Source organism: Saccharomonospora sp. NPDC046836, assembly GCF_040645195.1.
Taxonomy (GTDB): Bacteria; Actinomycetota; Actinomycetes; order Mycobacteriales; family Pseudonocardiaceae; genus Prauserella_A.
In genome coordinates this window covers 52787-69606 of sequence record NZ_JBEYXW010000020.1, presented here as the reverse complement: position 1 = coordinate 69606, position 16820 = coordinate 52787, and the positions used below count along the sequence as shown (strand labels likewise).

The following is a 16820-nucleotide window of genomic DNA, read 5'->3' as shown; positions in this document are numbered from 1 at the left end:
GACGACCTGGTGTATCGCTGACGGGAGACATACGGCAGACTCCCCGCAATGGCGGATGCGACAGCGACATCGCAGGACACCTCGGACACCGGCCAGCCCGCGCTCAAGCGGGTCATGGGCTCGAAACTGCTCTTGTTCTTCGTGGTCGGCGACATCATCGGCACCGGGGTCTACGCACTCACCGGCCAGGTCGCCGGGCGCGTCGGTGGCGCGTTGTGGTTACCGTTCCTGCTCGCGTTCATCGTCGCGTTCATGACGGCGTTCAGCTACCTCGAACTGGTGGGCAAGTACCCCAAGGCCGCGGGTGCGGCGCTGTACACCCACCGTGCCTTCCGCATCCGTATGCTGACGTTCCTTGTCGCTTTCGCGGTGATGTGCTCGGGCATCACCTCGGCGTCGTCGGCCGCTGTCGCGTTTGGACAGACGTACCTCGCCGAGTTCATCACCTCACCGATGCCGCTGGTGGCGATCCTGTTCATCCTTTTGCTGGCGGCCATCAACTTCCGGGGCGTCCGCGAGTCGGTCACCACGAACGTCGTGCTGACCTGCATCGAGGTGGCAGGCCTGCTGATCATCATCGGGGTCGGCGTGTGGGCCGTGCTCAACGGTGACGGTGAGCCGAGCAGGCTCGTCGAGTTCAACACCGCCGACCAGACCTGGCTGGTGGCGATCACCTCGGCGACCTCGCTGGCGTTCTTCGCCATGGTGGGCTTCGAGGACTCGGTCAACATGGCCGAGGAGTGCAAGGATCCGGTGCGCATCTTCCCGAAGGCCATGCTGTGGGGCATGGTCATCGCGGCCACGATCTACATCCTCGTGTCGCTCACGTCGTCGCTGCTGGTGCCCGCGAACGAGCTCGAAGCCGCCGAGAGCAGCGCGCTGCTCAAGGTCATCGACATCGGCGCGCCCGGCATGCCACGGGAGATCTTCTCCGCGATCGGGCTCTTCGCCGTCATCAACTCCGCGCTCATCAACATGCTCATGGCCAGCAGGCTCCTCTACGGCATGTCCAACGAACGGATCATTCCGAAGGCACTCGGTACGGTGCACCCGCTGCGCCGCAGCCCGTGGGTGGCGATCCTGTTCACCAGCGCCATCGCGATCGTCCTTGTGTCAACTGTGGACATCAGTGTGCTTGGTGGGACCACTGCCCTGCTGCTGCTCGTCGTCTTCGCGATCGTCAACGTCGCTGTGCTCGTGCTGCGCAAGGAAACGGTGGCGCACAAGCACTTCCGGGCGCCGACGTTGATCCCCGCCGTCGCAGCGGTGTTCTGTGTCTATCTGGCGAGCCCGCTGTCCGGCCGCCCCGCTCGCGACTACGTGGTGGCGCTCATCCTGCTCGCCGTGGGTCTCGTGTTGTGGGCGGTCAACTGGTTCGTGATGCGCTCCACCGAGAACAGGGAGCGCGAGCTAGCCGAGTGAACGGGTCAGCTCGACGGCGTCGTGTGCGCAGAAGACGGTGACCTCGTCGCCGTGGTTGCGCACCAGTTGGCGCACACGATCCAGGTTGTGCCGCCGCGATTCGGCCTCGGTCTGCATGACGCGTTCGAACAGACCGAGGCCGGGCGTCGTACGCGGGTTCACCGGGTCGACCTGGCCGTGGAAGAAGTACGTGTCGCCCGCGTTGAGCAGCCAGCCCTCACCCGTGTCGACGGCGACTCCCGAGTGGCCGCTGGTGTGCCCGGCGAGCGGCACGAGCAGGATCTCCGGGGGCAGCCCGACGAGGTCGCGAACGGCGTCGAAGCCGAACCAGGGCTCCCCGTGGGCGGTGTAGCTGCTGAACTTCGGTCCGTGCGCGAACTGCGCTTTCCGGTACCGCGTGCGCTCGAGCCTGTTACGGGGGTTGCGCATGGCGTCCAGCTCCCGCTCGGCGACGTGCACCGTGGCGTCCGGAAAGTCGGCGAGCCCACCGGCGTGGTCGAGGTCGAGATGGGTCAGCACGATATGCCGCACGTCGGCGGGGTCGTAGCCGAGCTGCCGTACCTGGTGCAGGGCGGTTTCTTCCTGGGACAGCGGCAGACGCAGCCCTCGCACGAAAAGGCTGCCCAGCCATTCGACCGGACGCGTGGTCGCGAGTGAGCCGAGGCCGGTCTCGACAAGGACGAGTTCGGTGTCGGTTTCGATCAGCAGGCAGTGGCAGACCATCTCGCCACGCCGGAACAGCCCCGGTTTTCCGTCGACGAGCCGCCCCGCCGGAGGCCGGAGGGTGCCGCAGTTGAGGTGGTGGATACGCATAGTCAGCTCAGCTCCTTGTCGAGGGTCGCGCACAGGTGGTTCGCGACCGCGTGCAGTGGTGCGAGATCGCGTTGGGTCCGGGCGAGAATGAGGGCGCCTGTCACCGATGAGACGGTGACCGTGGCGAGGCTCGCCGCTTTCTTCGCGTCGAGCCCGGCACCGGTCAGGGCCTCCTCGATCACGGCTTGCCACGAGCCGAAGCCTTCGGCGCAGGCGAGTCTGATCGGCTCGCTGTCAGCGGCCGCGTCGAGCGCGACCGTCGACAGTGGACAGCCCTGCCGGTAGTCGGATTCGGTGAGCACGCGGCCCAGCTCGTCGATGGCGGTCCGGAGTGCGGACGCCGGGTCCGGCGCGGCGGCCAGCGTCTCGCGCAGCAACTGGCACACGTGCCCGCCGGAGATGGCGAGCGCCTCCACCGCGAGCTGTTCCTTGCCGCCGGGGAAGTGGAAGTACAGCGAGCCCTTGGGAAGGCCGCCTTCACTGAGTAGCTGGTTGAGCCCCGTCGCGTGGTAGCCCTGCGCGTGGAACAGGGTGGCTGCCTTGTCGAGCATTCGCGCCCGGGTGTCTGTCCGTCTGGGCATGCCCGACACTGTACCGCTTACTATGGCGACCGGTCTAGTAACTTCCCAGGCCGGTAGATTGCGTCCATGGCGAATCCGACTGGGGAACAGTTCGAGCTCATTCGTGGCAATGCGCGCGCCGTGGTCACAGAGATCGGTGCGGGGTTGCGTGCTTTCGAGATCGGCGGCGTGCCGTATCTGGAGACGTTTGACGCGGAGGACGAGCCGCCCAAGGGTGCGGGGCAGGTCCTCGTGCCCTGGCCCAACCGGACCAAGGGCGCGCGCTGGACGTTCGACGGCGAGCCGCAGGAGCTGGCCGTGACGGAGGAGGGGCGGGGAAACGCCATCCACGGGCTGGTGCGGCACAAGGAATGGCAGCTGCTCGAACACGCCGAGTCCTCGATCACGCTGGCCTGCGACATCGCCGACGAGCCGGGCTGGCCGGTGCCGCTGCACACGGTTATCGTCTACGACCTCGAGCCGCGCGAGCTGACTGTCACACACCAGGTGCGCAACGATGGCGAGCGTGCCATCGGTGTCGGCGTCGGCACGCATCCGTACTTCCGGATCGGTGACGTGCCGACCGACGAGCTGACGCTGACGTTGCAGGCGAGCAGGGTGCGCCCGTATGTCGACGCGGAGCAGGTGCCCAACGAGGAGGAACAGGACGTCGAGGGCACCGAGTACGACCTCCGGTCCGGGCGGAACGTGGGTGGTCTGGACCTCGACACGACGTTCAGCGGGCTGACCGCCGCCGACGACGGGCGGCACCACGTCCTGCTCGGCCATGGCACCACGACGGTGGACGTGTGGAGCGATCCGGATTTCCGTTGGGTGCAGGTGTTCACGCCTGCGGAGCTGACCGGGCGTGGCCGGGCCATCGCGATCGAGCCGATGACCTGCCCGGCCGACGCGCTGAACTCCGGAACGGACCTCATCACCCTCGAACCCGGCGAGACGTGGCGGGGCAGTTGGGGCGTACGCGTCCACGACGAGATCGGCTAGCGCGGCGGCGATGGGGGAAGTGGAGAAGCCGCCACCGGGAAAGGTCCGATCCTTTCTGATCAACGTGTGGATAGTGCTGCTGCTGATCCTCGCCGGTGCCGGGCTGGGCGCGTACGGCGCGTCTCGTGCGCTCGAGGCCACCCGTCTTGCTGACGTGGAGCCCGCGCTGCGGATCCCCTTGGGTATCGCCGGCATTGGGGTGGGCGGCATGGTCGGCCTTGGTGTCGCGCTGGTCCTGCGGTTCCTGCCGGACATGGTCCGGCAGCGCAACGCGCGGCTCGGCCAGGTGCCTGTCGTCAGGGGCTGCTCGATTTCCTCTCGGTGGTGTCGATCGTGGGACTGCCGGTGTGCGGCCCGCCCGCTTTCCGCCTGGTGACGCGGGGAGGCGGGCGAAGTTCGTTAACGTAGACAACCATGGTTAGCGCAATCACTGGCGGCTACGTGGTCCCCGTCGACGGCGATCCGATCGACGGCGGCACGGTGCTCATGGACGACGGCAAGATCGTCGCGGTGGGTACGGACGCGGATGTGGACATTCCGGACGGCGCCGAGCTCATCGACGCCTCGGGCGCGTGGGTGCTGCCCGGCTTCGTCGACGCGCACGCGCACCTCGGTGTGCACGAGGACGGCGAAGGCTGGTCCGGCAACGACACCAACGAGATGACCGATCCGAACGGTGCCCGCTTCCGCGCCATCGACGGGATCGACCCGTACGAGGTCGGCTTCGACGACGCACTGGCGGGCGGTGTCACCAGCGTCGTGATCAAGCCGGGGTCCGGCAACCCGATCGGCGGCCAGACGGTGGGCGTCAAGACGTGGGGCCGCACGGTGCTCGACATGCTGTTCGCCGAGGAGGTGAGCGTGAAGAGCGCGCTTGGCGAGAACCCGAAGCGCATTTACGGCGAGAAGAAGCAGACGCCGTCGACGCGGCTCGGCGTCGCCGCGGTGCTTCGCGAGGCGTTCACCAATGCCCGCAACTACGCCGCGCAGCGTGACCACGCTCGCGCCGAGGGCAAGCCGTTCGATGTGGACCTGACGCTGGAGACACTGGCGAGGGTGCTCGACGGCGAGCTGTACTGGGACCAGCACACGCACCGCGCCGACGACATCGTCACGGCGGTGCGGCTTGCCGAGGAGTTCGGCTACAAGCTGGTGGTCAACCACGGCACCGAGGGGCACCTGGTCGCCGACTTCCTCGCCGAGCGCGGCGTGCCGGTGATCCTCGGACCGCTGTTCACCTCGCGGTCGAAGGTGGAGCTGCGCAACCGCACGCTGCGGGCGGCCGGCATCATGGCGCGCGCCGGCGTCCGGCTCGCCATCACCACGGACCACCCGGTGGTGCCGATCAACTTCCTGGTGTACCAGGCGGCGCTGGCGGTCAAGGACGGCCTCGACCCGGACGCCGCCATCAAGGCGCTGACCGTGAACCCGGCGGCGATCCTCGGGCTCGACGACCGGATCGGCGCGCTCAAGCCCGGTCTGGACGCCGATGTGGTGATCTGGTCCGGCGATCCGCTCGACGTCATGAACCGCGCGATGCGGGTCTTCGTCCGGGGCCGCGACGTGTACCACTTCGACGAGGGCACCGGCGAGGGCGTGGTAGCCGACCGCCGCTACCGGGAGTAACCAGGGTTTTGGGGGACGTTTTCACACCCTGCGGAGTTCGCGGGCGATCACAATGCGTTGTATCTGGTTGGTGCCCTCGAAGATCTGGGGCACCTTCGCCTCGCGCATGTACCGCTCGACCGGGAAGTCGCGCGTGTAGCCGGCGCCGCCGAGCACCTGCACCGCGTCGGTGGTCACCCGCATCGCCGCATCGGTGGCGACGAGCTTCGCGATGGACGCCTGGCGCTGGAACGGTAGGCCGCGGTCGCGGCGCCGCGCCGCGTCGAGGTACATCGCACGCGCTGACTCCACGGCTGCTGCCATGTCGGCCAGCATGAACTCCACGCCCTGGAAGTCGATGATCGGCCTGCCGAACTGCGTGCGGTCCTTGGCGTAGGCGATCGCCTCGTCCAGCGCCGCCTGCGCGAGGCCGACCGAGCAGGCCGCGATGCCGAGCCGGCCGGAGCTGAGCGACGCGAGCGCGATCTTGAGCCCCTGGCCCTCGGCGCCGATGAGCCGGTCGGCGTCCACCCGCGCGTCGGCGAAGATCAGCTGCGCCGTGGTGGAGCCGGTGAGGCCCATCTTGCGCTCGGGTGGCGCTGCCGAAAGGCCCGGCGTCGTGCCGTCGACGAGCAGGCACGAGATCGCGTCGTCGCCGGTGCGCACCATCGTCGTGTAGAAGTCGGCCTGACCGCCGTGCGTGACCCATGCCTTGGTGCCGTTGACGACATACACGTCGCCGTCGCGGTGGGCCCGGGTGGACAGCGCCGCGGCATCGGAGCCGGCCTGGCTTTCCGACAGCGCGTACGCCCCGAGCAGGTCGCCCTCGAGCATCGTCGGCAACCACCGGTCACGCTGGGCGTCGGTGCCGTGGTGGGCCAGCGCGAAGCAGGACATCGTGTGCACCGAAAGGCCGATCCCGACCGACATCCACGCGGTCGCGATCTCTTCGAGGACCTGGAGGTAGACCTCGTAGGGCACCTCGCCGCCGCCCCAGCGCTCCGGGTAGGGCAGGCCGAGCAGGCCCGCCTTGCCGAGCAACCGGAACTGTTCGCGGGGGAAACGCTCCGCCTCCTCGTACTCCGCCGCGAGCGGCGCGAGTTCCTCCCTGGCTATCTCCCTCGCCAGTGCGACGAGGTCTGTGGCCTCGGTGGTGGGTAGCAGTCGTTCCGCAGGCATCGTCGTCTCCGGCTCTCGTAGTCGTCGGCGATACTGAAAACAGTACTGTAGTGGCGACTTCAGTACTAGATTACGGTGGCGATATGCCCTCCCAACCGCTGCGCTCACGCCGGCAGCCCACCGCACGGCAGCAGGTGCTGCTCGGCGAACTCGAGGAGCTCTTCCTCGCCGAGGGTTTCCGCGAGTTCACCCTGGACGATCTTGCAGCCCGCCTGCACTGTTCGAAGTCGACGCTGTACACACTGGCGTCGAGCAAGGAACAGCTCGCGGTCAAGGTGGTCGCCCACTTTTTCAAGGGCGCCGCCGAGCGGATCGAGGAACGCATCGACGGCGTTGCCGATGCCCGCGAGGTCATCGCGCTCTACCTCGCCGGGATCGCGGACGAGCTGAAGCGCGCCTCGGAGACCTTCATGGCCGATGTCGCCGCGTTCGAGCCCGCGCGGGTGACCTACGAGCTGAACTCGCAGGCCGCCGCAGGCCGGATCCGTTCCTTCATCGCCAAGGGTGTGGCCGACGGCGTTTTCCGGGACGTGCATGCGACGCTCATCGCCGAAATGGCAGGGCTGCTCGTGGAAGGTATCCAGACGGGGGTCGTCCGCGCACGCACCGGTGTGTCCGATGCCGACGCTTTCACAGCGCTGGCTGAGCTACTGCTCGGCGGGCTCCGCGTGGGATAGCATCGCCCCTGTGATTGTCTCCGGTGGCGAAGCACTCGTCGATCTTGTGCCAGCAGAGTCTACTGTGGATCTTCTGGCGCCCAGATTCGGTGGTGGGCCGTACAATGTGGCGTTGACGGCGGGCCGGCTCGGTGTGCCGACAGCGTTTCTCTCGCGCATCTCCACCGACCGCTTCGGCGAGTCACTCATTGACCGGCTGGTTGCATCCAACGTGGACACCACACTCGTGCAGCGCGGGCCGGAACCGACCACCCTCGCTGTCGTATCGCTCGACGCGGCGTCCAGTGCGCGGTACAGCTTCTACACCGAAGGCACTGCCGACCGGCTCCTCACCGATCCCGGTCCGCTGCCGGAGGGGGTGACCGCGCTCTCGCTCGGCACGCTCGGGATGGTGCTGGAGCCCGCTGCCAGTGCGTACGAGGCGATGTTGCGGCGGGAGTCCGCACGCGGCGTGCTCACCGCGCTCGATCCGAACATCCGGGCCGACATGATCGCCGATCCCGCCGCCTACCGTGCCCGCTTCGCGTCGTGGCTGCCTTTCGTGCGCCTGCTGAAGCTCTCGGTGGAGGACGCGGAATGGCTAGCGGGCGACTTCGCCGTGCCGGATGCGGTGAAGGCGTGGCTCGCAGCCGGCGTGCAGGCCGTTGTGCTGACCCGGGGTGCTGACGGACTGTCCGTGGTGACCACGGAGGGTGAGCTGGCGAGTGCGGCGACGGTTCCGGTCCAGGTCGTCGACACGATCGGCGCGGGCGACACCGTCCAGGGTGCCCTGCTGGCCTGGCTCACCCAGCAGGACGTCCGCGAGCCGGCGACGCTGGACGCTTCCGACTGGACGCAGGCACTCCGCTACGCCGCCCGTGCGGCCGCCATCACAGTGTCGCGTCGCGGTGCGGAACCACCAACGGCCGAGGAGCTCGCGCAATTTCGGTAATTGTGTCCACCGCATGTCGCTGCGGCAACGCTTACCGTGTGAACCTGATCGCAAACGATTAGCTGTGGGTAACACAACGGCTGCGAAACAGGTGTCTTCTGGACTAGCGTAAAGGGGAATTTCATACCCCAGCGGGGCGGTGTGCGGCGAGGTGCAAGGACCTGTCGCGTACGAAGCTGGTGGCCAGCGAAACCTGCGGTCACCACCGGCCCGTGTGACCGTGAGAGGCATGTGCATGTCCGACGCGACTGCGGCGCAGTCCGGGGGCGAGAACGTCGTGCTCCGCCTGCCGAGTGGCGAACACGAGTTGAAGGTCGTCCGCGCTGTCGAAGGCGCCCCCGGTATCGAGCTTGGGAAGTTGCTGGCACAGACCGGCTACATCACGTACGACCCCGGTTTTGTCAATACCGGGGCGGCTTCCTCTGCCATCACCTACATCGATGGCGACCAGGGCGTGCTGCGGTACCGGGGTTACCCGATCGAGCAGCTGGCACAGCATTCGACCTTCATCGAGGTCTCCTACCTGCTGATCTACGGTGAGCTGCCGACCGTCACCCAGCTGGAGGACTTCAGCTCGAAGATCAGCAGGCACACCCTGCTGCACGAGGACCTCAAGCGGTTCTTCGACGGCTTCCCCCGCGACGCGCACCCGATGCCGGTGCTCTCCAGCGCCGTCTCCGCCCTGTCCACCTTCTACCAGGACGCGCTCAACCCGTTCGACGAACCGAACGTCGAGCTGTCCACTGTCCGCCTGCTGGCGAAGGTCCCGACGATCGCGGCTTACGCCTACAAGAAGTCGATCGGCCAGCCGTTCCTCTACCCGGACAACTCGCTTGGCCTGGTGGAGAATTTCCTGCGCATGACGTTCGGCCTGCCCGCCGAGCCGTACGAGATCGACCCTGACGTCGCCAAGGCGCTCGATCTGCTCTTCATCCTGCACGCCGACCACGAGCAGAACTGTTCGACGTCAACGGTGCGGCTCGTCGGTTCCTCCGAGGCGAACCTGTTCGCGAGCATCGCGGCGGGCATCATGGCCCTCTTCGGCCCCCTCCACGGCGGTGCGAACAGCGCGGTGCTGGAGATGCTCGAGAGCATCAAGGCCGAGGGCGGCGACGTCAACAACTTCGTCAACCGGGTCAAGAACAAGGAGAAGGGTGTCCGCCTGATGGGCTTCGGGCACCGGGTCTACCGCAACTACGACCCGCGCGCGAAGATCATCAAGCAGACGGCGGACGAGATCCTTTCCAAGATCGCCGGCGGGGACCAGTTGCTCGACATCGCCAAGGCGCTGGAAGAGCGAGCGCTCTCGGACGACTATTTCATTGAGCGCAAGCTCTACCCGAACGTCGACTTCTACACAGGGCTGATCTACCGGGCCCTTGGCTTCCCGACGAAGTTCTTCACGGTGCTGTTCGCGCTCGGCCGCCTCCCCGGCTGGATCGCGCACTGGCGGGAGATGATCCAGGACCCGGCCACCAAGATCGGCCGCCCGCGCCAGATCTACACCGGCGAGAAGCAGCGCGACTACAAGCCGCTCACGGAGCGCTGACCCGCCGACCGGCTGCCCTGAGGGCCACCCTGCCTGCGTTACTGAACGCAGTGGGGGTGGCCCTTACTGCTTTCCGTGGCCCGAAGCGAGCTCGGCGAGACGGTCCGGGAACTCGTCGACGATCAGGTGACCGGCCGACGCCATGACGTCCAGTGGCACACACAGCGTTCGCAGGACAACCGGAGCCAGGGCATGGGCAGGCAGGAACACATCGTCGGCACCGACGACAACGGTACGCTCGATGTCCTGCGCCGCGACGGCTGCATGCCCGGGGTCGCGCGTCGAGCGCACATGGCGGGCCACGAGTGTCATCCACTCGACCAGCTCGGGCCGGGGGGCGTGCCCGGCACCGTGGAGCAACCGCAGGAGGTGGGCGCTGGCGGCGGGTTGGCGGCGCAGGATCCAGTCGGTGAAGGCAATGATGACGCGGGGTGGGAGCCGTAACCGGGTCAGCCCGGCAGGTGAGACCAGCACCTGCCGGTGGACGCGCGGGGCATCGCACGACAGCGCGATCGCACCACCCAGCGAGTGGCCGAGGATGGTCACCGGCCCGTCCGTGACCTGGTCCACCAGCTGGGCCAGCCACCGGCCATACCACCCGAGCTTGTCTGCGGAGGGAACGCGGGCGGCGCCGCTGAGGCCGGGTTGGCCCGGCAGGTCGGGCAAGACGACCCTGGTGCGTGCCGCGAGGGCCGTGCCGAGCGGAAGGTAGGCGGCGGCGCAGAAGGTGGTTCCGGGCAGGACGAGCACAGTGTGGTCGCCACTGCCTGCCGTCACCAGGTGCGTTGGCGCACCGGCCGCGGTGACCACCTGCCGTTCGTGCGGCACCGGCCACGCACCCAACTGAGCCGTGCACCAGGTGGCGATGGCATTGCGCCCTGCCTCGCTGCGGTAGATCGTCCGATTAGGTCGTTGCGAGGTGGACCTGCTGGAGAAAGCCATGTGCCGTGCTCCATTCCGGAATATGCCTGCGTGAACACATCGCCGACCAGGCTTCCCGGCACACCGCTGACGATCTTACCCACATGCCGACCGGCGCGTGCGGCGACTTGCCCTGGTGGGTCAGGAGCCACGCAGAGCGTCGCGCAGCCGGATACGGGCGCCCGTGCGCAGGACGGCGGCCCGGTAGATCCGGCCGCCGAGCCAGGTGAGGGCGGCGATGGCGGCCAGCGTGAGTACGAGCGCCGCGACGATCTCCATCGGTCCCGCCGAGCCGGTCGCGATCCGGCTGGGCATGAGGATCGGCGACAGTGGCGGGAGCAGCGAGAGCACGGTCGCCGTCGTGCCGTCGGGTTGCTGGACCACGGTGAAGCCGGCGATGAAGCCGACCATCAGCACCATCGAGATGGGCGTGAGCACCGACTGCATGTCCTCCTGCCGGGACACCAGCGACCCCGCTGCCGCGAACACCGTCGCGTAGAGGAAGAAACCGAGCACGTACCACAGCAGGCCCCACAGCAGCGTGCTGGCGGCGATGCCGGTGATCGTCAGCACGCCCGCCGCACTCGCCATGATCAAGCCGCCCACGCTCAGAATGGTGAGCTGCACCAGACCGACCAGCCCGAGCCCGATCACCTTGCCGAGCAGCAGGTGCCATGGGCGCACACTGGACAGCAGAATCTCCACCACCCGGCTGGACTTCTCCTCGACGACACCCTGCGCGACGAGCGCGCCGTACGCCGTGATTCCCATATACAGCAGGAACATCATCACGAGCGCCACCACGATCCGCTGGCCGCTGTCCGGATCCGGCTGCTCCAGCGTCGTGACCTGCAGCCGCGCCGCATCCACATCGCTGAGCACGGCGGCGGGCTCGAGACCGGCCTGCGCGAGCTTCGCCTCCAGCACTTCCTGCTGGGTGATTCCGGTGAGCAGACCGCGCACCTGGTTGTCCAATTCGGACTTCACGAGCACGTGCAGGTTCGCCGGGCTGCCGGAGACGAGCGCGTCGAGGTCCCCGGCCGTCACCTGCGCCCGGCCCTGCGCGGCATCGCCCACAGTGGTCGTGACGACATCGGTGCCCAGCTGCCGCGCACCGGCTTCGAGTGGCTCGGCGATCGCGGCGGCCTGGCCGGTGAGCCCGACGGTGGTGCGCTGGGCGTTGTCGAACACGTTCGCCTGGAACAGCAGGTAACCCGCGAGTACGGCGAGAATCACCAGCGTGCCGACAACGAACCCGCGCGTGCGCAGGCGCGTGTTCAGCTCCCGCTGCGCGACGAGGCGTACGGCGGTCGCAGGGGATACCGAGTGGCCGGGACGGTTCACTTGGCAGCTCCTTCGGTGACCGCGTTCCGGAACAGTTCCGTGAGTGACGGGTGGGCGCGGGTGAACTCGTGCACCGGCCCGGTGGCGAGGGCCGCGGCCAGCACCACCTGGTCGTCGGTGCCGGGAGCCAGTTCGAGCAGCGTGCCGTCGCCGTTCTCGTCGACCACCCTGACGCCCGGCAGCGTTGCTGCCCAGCCGGGCGGCGCAGCCGGTGCCACGACGGTGAGCCGGGCGGCGGCTCCCGCGGTGAGCCGGCCGACCGAACCGCACGCCACAATCCGTCCACTTCGGATGATTCCGACGCGGTCGCAGAGCCGTTCCACCAGTTCCAGCTGGTGGCTGGAGAAGATCACCGGCACACCGGTGGCCGCTTTCTCGCGCAGCACCTCGCTCATCACGTCCACCGCGATGGGGTCGAGGCCCGAGAACGGTTCGTCGAGCACCAGTACCTCGGGCTCGTGCACCAGTGCGGCGGCGAGCTGCACGCGCTGCTGGTTACCGAGCGAGAGCTTCTGTACCTCGTCTTTGCGGCGATCGCCGAGCCCGAGCCGTTCGAGCCAGCTCTCCGCGCTGCGGTGCGCGTCGTTGGCAGGCATGCCGTGCAACTGCGCGAGATAGACGAGCTGGTCGAGCACCTTCATCTTCGGGTAGAGGCCACGTTCCTCTGGCATGTACCCGATCCGGGTGCGGGTCTCGTGGGCGATGGGTGTGCCGTCGAAGCGTACCTCGCCGGCGTCGGCGCCGAGTACGCCGAGCACGATCCGCATGGTGGTGGTCTTGCCTGCGCCGTTGCTGCCCACGAAGCCGAACAGTTCGCCGGGCAGCACCTCGAAGGTCACCGAGTCGAGCGCGACGACGTCGCCGAAACGCTTGGACACTCTGTCGATCTCCAGCGTGCGCTCACCCATGGTGCTGCCCCTGTCTCGCCCGGCCGCGTCACCGAGCAGGATATCCGCGATCATGCCGGACGTGGGCGACCCGTCAGGAGATGTCGGCCAGGCCGTACAGCGTTCGCTCCACGAGGTCGCGCACCCGCTCCTCGGTGGCCTGCGCCTCGGCTGGGACGAGGCCGAGCCGGGTGCGCCGGTGCAGCACGTCGGCGGCGTCCAGCGCACCTTCGTGCCGGACGGCCCACACGACCTCCGCCGCCGTCACCTCGCAGCCGTCGAAGAGTGGCAGGCCGAGGTCCGGATCAACCTCGCCGAGGGCGGCGACCCGGGGCGCCTCGGTGCCGTACTTGGCGACGAGTCGAGCCGGAGCATCCACAGTAGACAACGCTGCCCGATCGGCGGCGCCCAGCAGCGGCAGGTGCGCGGTCCGTACCGGGCCCGCCTGCAGTCCCGCGGTCCGGACCGCGGTCGTGACGGCGTCCTCGGCCATCTTCCGGTAGGTGGTGAGCTTGCCACCCACGACCGTGATGATGCCACTGGTGTCGTCGGTGATTACCGCGTGCCTGCGGGACAGGTCGGCGGTCTGCCCGTCGGCGGCGAGTAGCGGGCGTAGTCCGGCGAAGGTGCCGAGCACGTCAGCGGCCCCGAGTCTGCGCGCCAGCACCGTTGAGGCGATGTCGAGGAGGAAGTCCACATCGGACTGTGGTGCTTTCGGGACGTCCTCCGGCTCGCCGGTGAGCGGCTCGTCGGTCAGGCCGAGGTAGAGCTTGCCGCTGGGCTGGGGAAGCAGGAACACGAACCTGCTGTGCTCGCCTGGTACTGGCACCAGCACCGCTGTCTCACTGAGTCCAGTGTGCTCGGTGGCGAGCACCAGATGCGAGCCGCGCGAGGGGCGCAGTCGCACCGACGACACCAGGCGGCCCGCCCAGACACCGGCGGCGTTGATCACCTGGCGGGCATGCAGCTCCACCATCTCGCCGCTGAGCTCGTCGGTCGCGCGCACCCGGTCGCCCCGCACCTCGGTGGCGCGCAGCCGCGTCAGAATCCGGGCACCGAATCCCGCGGCCGTTCTGGCGAGTGCCACCACGAGGCGGGCATCGTCGGTCAACGCGCCGTCGAACGACAGCAGCCCACCATTCAGGCCGGTGCGGCGCAGCCCGGGTGCCAGTGCGAGGGCCTCGGCCGCCGGGATCGAGCGTGGACGTGGCAACAGCGTCGACGGGGTGCCCGCGGAACGGCGCAGTGCGTCCCCCGCGTGCAGCCCAGCCGCGGCGAGCAGCCTGCTGCCGCGTGACGTCGTGTCGAACAGCGGCAGGAGCTGGGCGAGCGGGCGGGTGAGGTGCGGCGCGGTCCGCGTCATCAGGATGCCGCGCTCCACCGCACTTTCCCGCGCCAGCACCACATCGCCGTGCGCGAGGTAGCGCAGCCCGCCGTGCACGAGCTTGCTCGACCAGCGGGATGTGCCGTAGGCGAGGTCGTGTGCCTCGACCAGCGCGACGGAAAGGCCGCGGGACGCGGCGTCCAGTGCGATGCCTGCGCCGGTCACCCCGCCGCCGATCACAATGAGGTCCACCCGCTCGCCGGAGGCCAGCTCGGTGAGTTCCCTGGTGCGGCGCCTGGCCGACAGCGATGCCCTGATCATGGTGCGAGTGCCGCGTCGAGAACGTGCCGCAGCTCGGCCAGCAGGCTGTCCTCGTCGAGGTCGGCGGTGGCAGGACGCAGGGACATCACGAACGACTGCACGACCAGGAGCACCACGCGGGCCTGCGTGGCGGTCTCACCGCGCCGCACCGAGCCGTCCTGTTGTCCGGCCACGACGAGTGCGTGGATGACGTTCTCGGCGAGTTGCTGCGTCGCGCCGAGCCGTTGCGTGATGTAGGGCAGCAGGAGTTCGGGGTCGAGGTCGAGCACCGTGCGCATGAGTGGGTCGGCGACCAGGGCACGCACTGCGGCGACCGCACTGTCGGCCAGGCGCTGCCGTGCGTGTGCCGCGCCGGTTACCTCGGCGGCCACGTTGTGCAGCAACGTGCCGAACTCGCGCGTCATGAGCGCGGCGAGCAGGCTCCGCACGTCCGGGAAGCGGCGGTACAGGGTCATCCGGCTGACCTCGGCCGTCCGCGCGATCTCGGCGAGCGTGGTCCGCCGCATTCCGTTGGCCAGCACGCACTTCTTCGCCGCGTCGAGCAGCACGTCGTCGGGGACCCGGCTGGCCGCGGTGCGTTCGCGGGTGGCGGCCAGTGCACTGCGGCCGGCGACAAACATGTGACGTTCCGCCTTCATATGTCACACTCTAGTGGTGACCGACAGTATTGACCACCGGCTGCGCGGCGCCTGGACGCCCGAGGGTGCCGACGCCGTGGCGCTGGCTCCCGCGGCACTGCGCTGGCTCGTCCAGCGTATCGGCCGCCTGGCCCCTGGCGCCCCGCTCGCACCGGATTCGGCGATCGCGGTCGCGCCGTCCGGCCTGCCCGCCGCCGCATTGGCCCAGCTCACCGAGGTCGTCGGTGCCGGTCAGGTACTGAGGAGCTCCGAGGAGCGGCTGGCCCGCAGCGGGGGCCTTTCCTATCTCGATCTGGTGCGCCGCCGTTACCCAGCAGCCGGAATCGCGGTGCCCGACGCCGTGGTCCTGCCCGCCGACCCGGACCAGGTGCAGCGGGTTCTCGACGTGTGTGTTGCCCACGACATCGGCGTGGTGCCCTTCGGTGGTGGCACCTCCGTGGTCGGCGGGGTCTCCGCGGTACGCGGGGACAAGGACTGCGTGCTGGTGCTCGACTTGGAACGGCTCAACCGGCTCGTGTCCGTCGATCCCGTCTCCCGTATCGCCGTCCTGCAGGCCGGGATGCGCGCGCCCGACGCCGAGCGCCAGCTCTCCCTGCACGGCTTCACCCTCGGACACGTGCCTCAGTCGTTCGAGCGCGCGACCATCGGTGGCTTCGCGGCGACCCGCTCGGCAGGCCAGGCGTCGTCCGGCTACGGGCGGTTCGAGGACATGGTCACCGGTCTGCGCCTGGCCACGCCACGCGGCGAGTGGCGGCTCGGCGTGGCGCCCGCCTCCGCGGCCGGGCCCGACCTGCGGCAGCTCGCCATCGGCAGCGAGGGCACGCTCGGCGTGATCACCGAGGTGGCCGTGCGGGTGCGCCCGCTGCCGGAGACCGAACGCTTCGAGGCGTTCGCCATCGACGGCTGGGAGCGCGGCAACGCGCTGGTACGCCACCTGGCGCAACGTGGTCTGCTCGCCGATGTGACCCGATTGTCCGATGTGGACGAAACGGCGTCGTCGCTGGCGCTGTCGGCGGGGTGGGGGACCGCACTGCTGCGGCGTTACCTCGCCGTGCGGGGGATTGCCGAGCCGTGCCTGCTGATCCTCGGCTGGTACGGCGAATCGCTGCGCCGGCGGCGCGAGGCGGTGCGGAGCCTGCGTGCGGCGGGCGCGGTCGGACTCGGGCAGGCTCCGGGGCGGGCCTGGCTGCGACACCGCTTCGCCGGGCCACGGCAGCGGGACGCGCTCCTGGCACTCGGTGTGTGCGTCGAGACACTCGAAACCGCCACGCGCTGGGCGAATCTCGATGCGCTGTATGCGAAAGCGCGTGCCGCCCTGCGTGACGCGCTCGGCGATCCGCTCGTGTTCTGCCATATCTCGCACGCCTACGAGACGGGCGCCTCGCTGTATTTCACCGTCCTCACCGCGCGCGACGAGAACGACCCCATCGGGCAGTGGGAACGGGCGAAGCACGCGGCGTCGGCGGCGATCGCGGACGAGTCACTGGGGACGATCTCGCACCACCACGCCGTCGGCACCGAGCATGCCCCCTATCTGGAGGCTGAGATCGGTGCCGTCGGCGTGGCAGCACTCGCGGCGGTGAAGCAGGCGGTGGATCCCACCGGGATTCTCAACCCCGGCAAGCTCCTCCCTTAACGGCGCTA

At 68.8% G+C, this 16820-nt stretch carries 16 protein-coding genes; 8 read left to right on the top strand and 8 right to left on the bottom strand.

What is annotated here, in order from left to right; translation table 11 throughout:
* Positions 1 to 48 precede the first annotated feature (48 nt).
* Positions 49 to 1422 carry an APC family permease gene (locus ABZ863_RS22135; RefSeq protein WP_358538661.1) on the top strand — a complete coding sequence of 458 codons (1374 nt, stop codon included), beginning with the start codon at positions 49 to 51 and terminating at the stop codon, positions 1420 to 1422.
* Here ABZ863_RS22135 and ABZ863_RS22130 read toward each other — a convergent pair.
* Together ABZ863_RS22130 and ABZ863_RS22125 are read right to left on the bottom strand one after the other, a co-directional pair.
* Entirely contained in the window at positions 1411 to 2235 is an 825-nt protein-coding gene (locus ABZ863_RS22130) for an MBL fold metallo-hydrolase (protein ID WP_358538658.1), read from the bottom strand. The genes ABZ863_RS22135 and ABZ863_RS22130 overlap by 12 nt on opposite strands.
* Positions 2236 to 2237: 2 nt before the next feature.
* Entirely contained in the window at positions 2238 to 2816 is a 579-nt protein-coding gene (locus ABZ863_RS22125; protein ID WP_358538655.1) for a TetR/AcrR family transcriptional regulator, read from the bottom strand.
* Between the two features lie 66 nt (positions 2817 to 2882).
* Here ABZ863_RS22125 and ABZ863_RS22120 point away from each other — a divergent pair, with 66 nt between their 5' ends.
* Genes ABZ863_RS22120 through ABZ863_RS22110 form a run of 3 tightly spaced genes read left to right on the top strand, consistent with a single transcriptional unit; the run spans position 2883 to position 5426 of the window.
* Positions 2883 to 3800 (top strand): aldose 1-epimerase family protein, encoded by a 918-nt coding sequence (locus tag ABZ863_RS22120; RefSeq protein WP_358538653.1) that lies wholly within the window; start codon positions 2883 to 2885, stop codon positions 3798 to 3800.
* A gap of 10 nt (positions 3801 to 3810) precedes the next feature.
* Entirely contained in the window at positions 3811 to 4176 is a 366-nt protein-coding gene (locus ABZ863_RS22115; protein WP_358538651.1) for a hypothetical protein, read from the top strand.
* Between the two features lie 38 nt (positions 4177 to 4214).
* Positions 4215 to 5426, top strand: coding sequence for an amidohydrolase (locus ABZ863_RS22110; RefSeq protein WP_358538649.1), 1212 nt, complete (start codon positions 4215 to 4217; stop codon positions 5424 to 5426).
* A 21-nt stretch (positions 5427 to 5447) separates the two neighbouring features.
* Here ABZ863_RS22110 and ABZ863_RS22105 read toward each other — a convergent pair whose 3' ends face one another.
* Positions 5448 to 6584, bottom strand: a complete 1137-nt coding sequence (locus ABZ863_RS22105) for an acyl-CoA dehydrogenase family protein (RefSeq protein WP_358538646.1) — start codon at positions 6582 to 6584, stop codon at positions 5448 to 5450.
* An 83-nt stretch (positions 6585 to 6667) separates the two neighbouring features.
* On the opposite strand from ABZ863_RS22105, the gene ABZ863_RS22100 reads away from it, so the two are divergent.
* From ABZ863_RS22100 to ABZ863_RS22090, 3 genes are all read left to right on the top strand, one after another.
* The gene (locus tag ABZ863_RS22100; RefSeq protein ID WP_358538644.1) at positions 6668 to 7261 is read left to right on the top strand and encodes a TetR/AcrR family transcriptional regulator; all 594 of its coding nucleotides are present in this window, start codon (positions 6668 to 6670) and stop codon (positions 7259 to 7261) included.
* A gap of 10 nt (positions 7262 to 7271) precedes the next feature.
* Positions 7272 to 8192 (top strand): carbohydrate kinase, encoded by a 921-nt coding sequence (locus ABZ863_RS22095; protein ID WP_358538641.1) that lies wholly within the window; start codon positions 7272 to 7274, stop codon positions 8190 to 8192.
* A gap of 235 nt (positions 8193 to 8427) precedes the next feature.
* On the top strand, positions 8428 to 9741 hold the full coding sequence (locus ABZ863_RS22090; protein WP_358538638.1) for a citrate synthase: 1314 nt from the start codon (positions 8428 to 8430) through the stop codon (positions 9739 to 9741).
* A 63-nt stretch (positions 9742 to 9804) separates the two neighbouring features.
* Here ABZ863_RS22090 and ABZ863_RS22085 read toward each other — a convergent pair whose 3' ends face one another.
* The 5 genes from ABZ863_RS22085 to ABZ863_RS22065 all read right to left on the bottom strand — a co-directional run bounded on the left by ABZ863_RS22085 (position 9805) and on the right by ABZ863_RS22065 (position 15176).
* Positions 9805 to 10683 carry an alpha/beta hydrolase gene (locus ABZ863_RS22085; RefSeq protein WP_358538635.1) on the bottom strand — a complete coding sequence of 293 codons (879 nt, stop codon included), beginning with the start codon at positions 10681 to 10683 and terminating at the stop codon, positions 9805 to 9807.
* Between the two features lie 120 nt (positions 10684 to 10803).
* Positions 10804 to 12006, bottom strand: coding sequence for an ABC transporter permease (locus ABZ863_RS22080; RefSeq protein ID WP_358538632.1), 1203 nt, complete (start codon positions 12004 to 12006; stop codon positions 10804 to 10806).
* A complete protein-coding gene (locus ABZ863_RS22075; protein ID WP_358538800.1) occupies positions 12003 to 12914 on the bottom strand; it encodes an ATP-binding cassette domain-containing protein in 912 nt (303 codons plus the stop codon). Before ABZ863_RS22075 ends, ABZ863_RS22080 begins: the two co-directional genes overlap by 4 nt.
* 73 nt (positions 12915 to 12987) lie before the next feature.
* A complete protein-coding gene (locus tag ABZ863_RS22070) occupies positions 12988 to 14538 on the bottom strand; it encodes a glycerol-3-phosphate dehydrogenase/oxidase (RefSeq protein ID WP_358538629.1) in 1551 nt (516 codons plus the stop codon).
* Positions 14535 to 15176: a helix-turn-helix domain-containing protein gene (locus ABZ863_RS22065; RefSeq protein ID WP_358538626.1), complete on the bottom strand. Its 642-nt coding sequence runs from the start codon at positions 15174 to 15176 to the stop codon at positions 14535 to 14537. Before ABZ863_RS22065 ends, ABZ863_RS22070 begins: the two co-directional genes overlap by 4 nt.
* 16 nt (positions 15177 to 15192) lie before the next feature.
* Here ABZ863_RS22065 and ABZ863_RS22060 point away from each other — a divergent pair, with 16 nt between their 5' ends.
* Positions 15193 to 16812 carry an FAD-binding oxidoreductase gene (locus tag ABZ863_RS22060; protein WP_358538624.1) on the top strand — a complete coding sequence of 540 codons (1620 nt, stop codon included), beginning with the start codon at positions 15193 to 15195 and terminating at the stop codon, positions 16810 to 16812.
* Positions 16813 to 16820 lie beyond the last annotated feature (8 nt).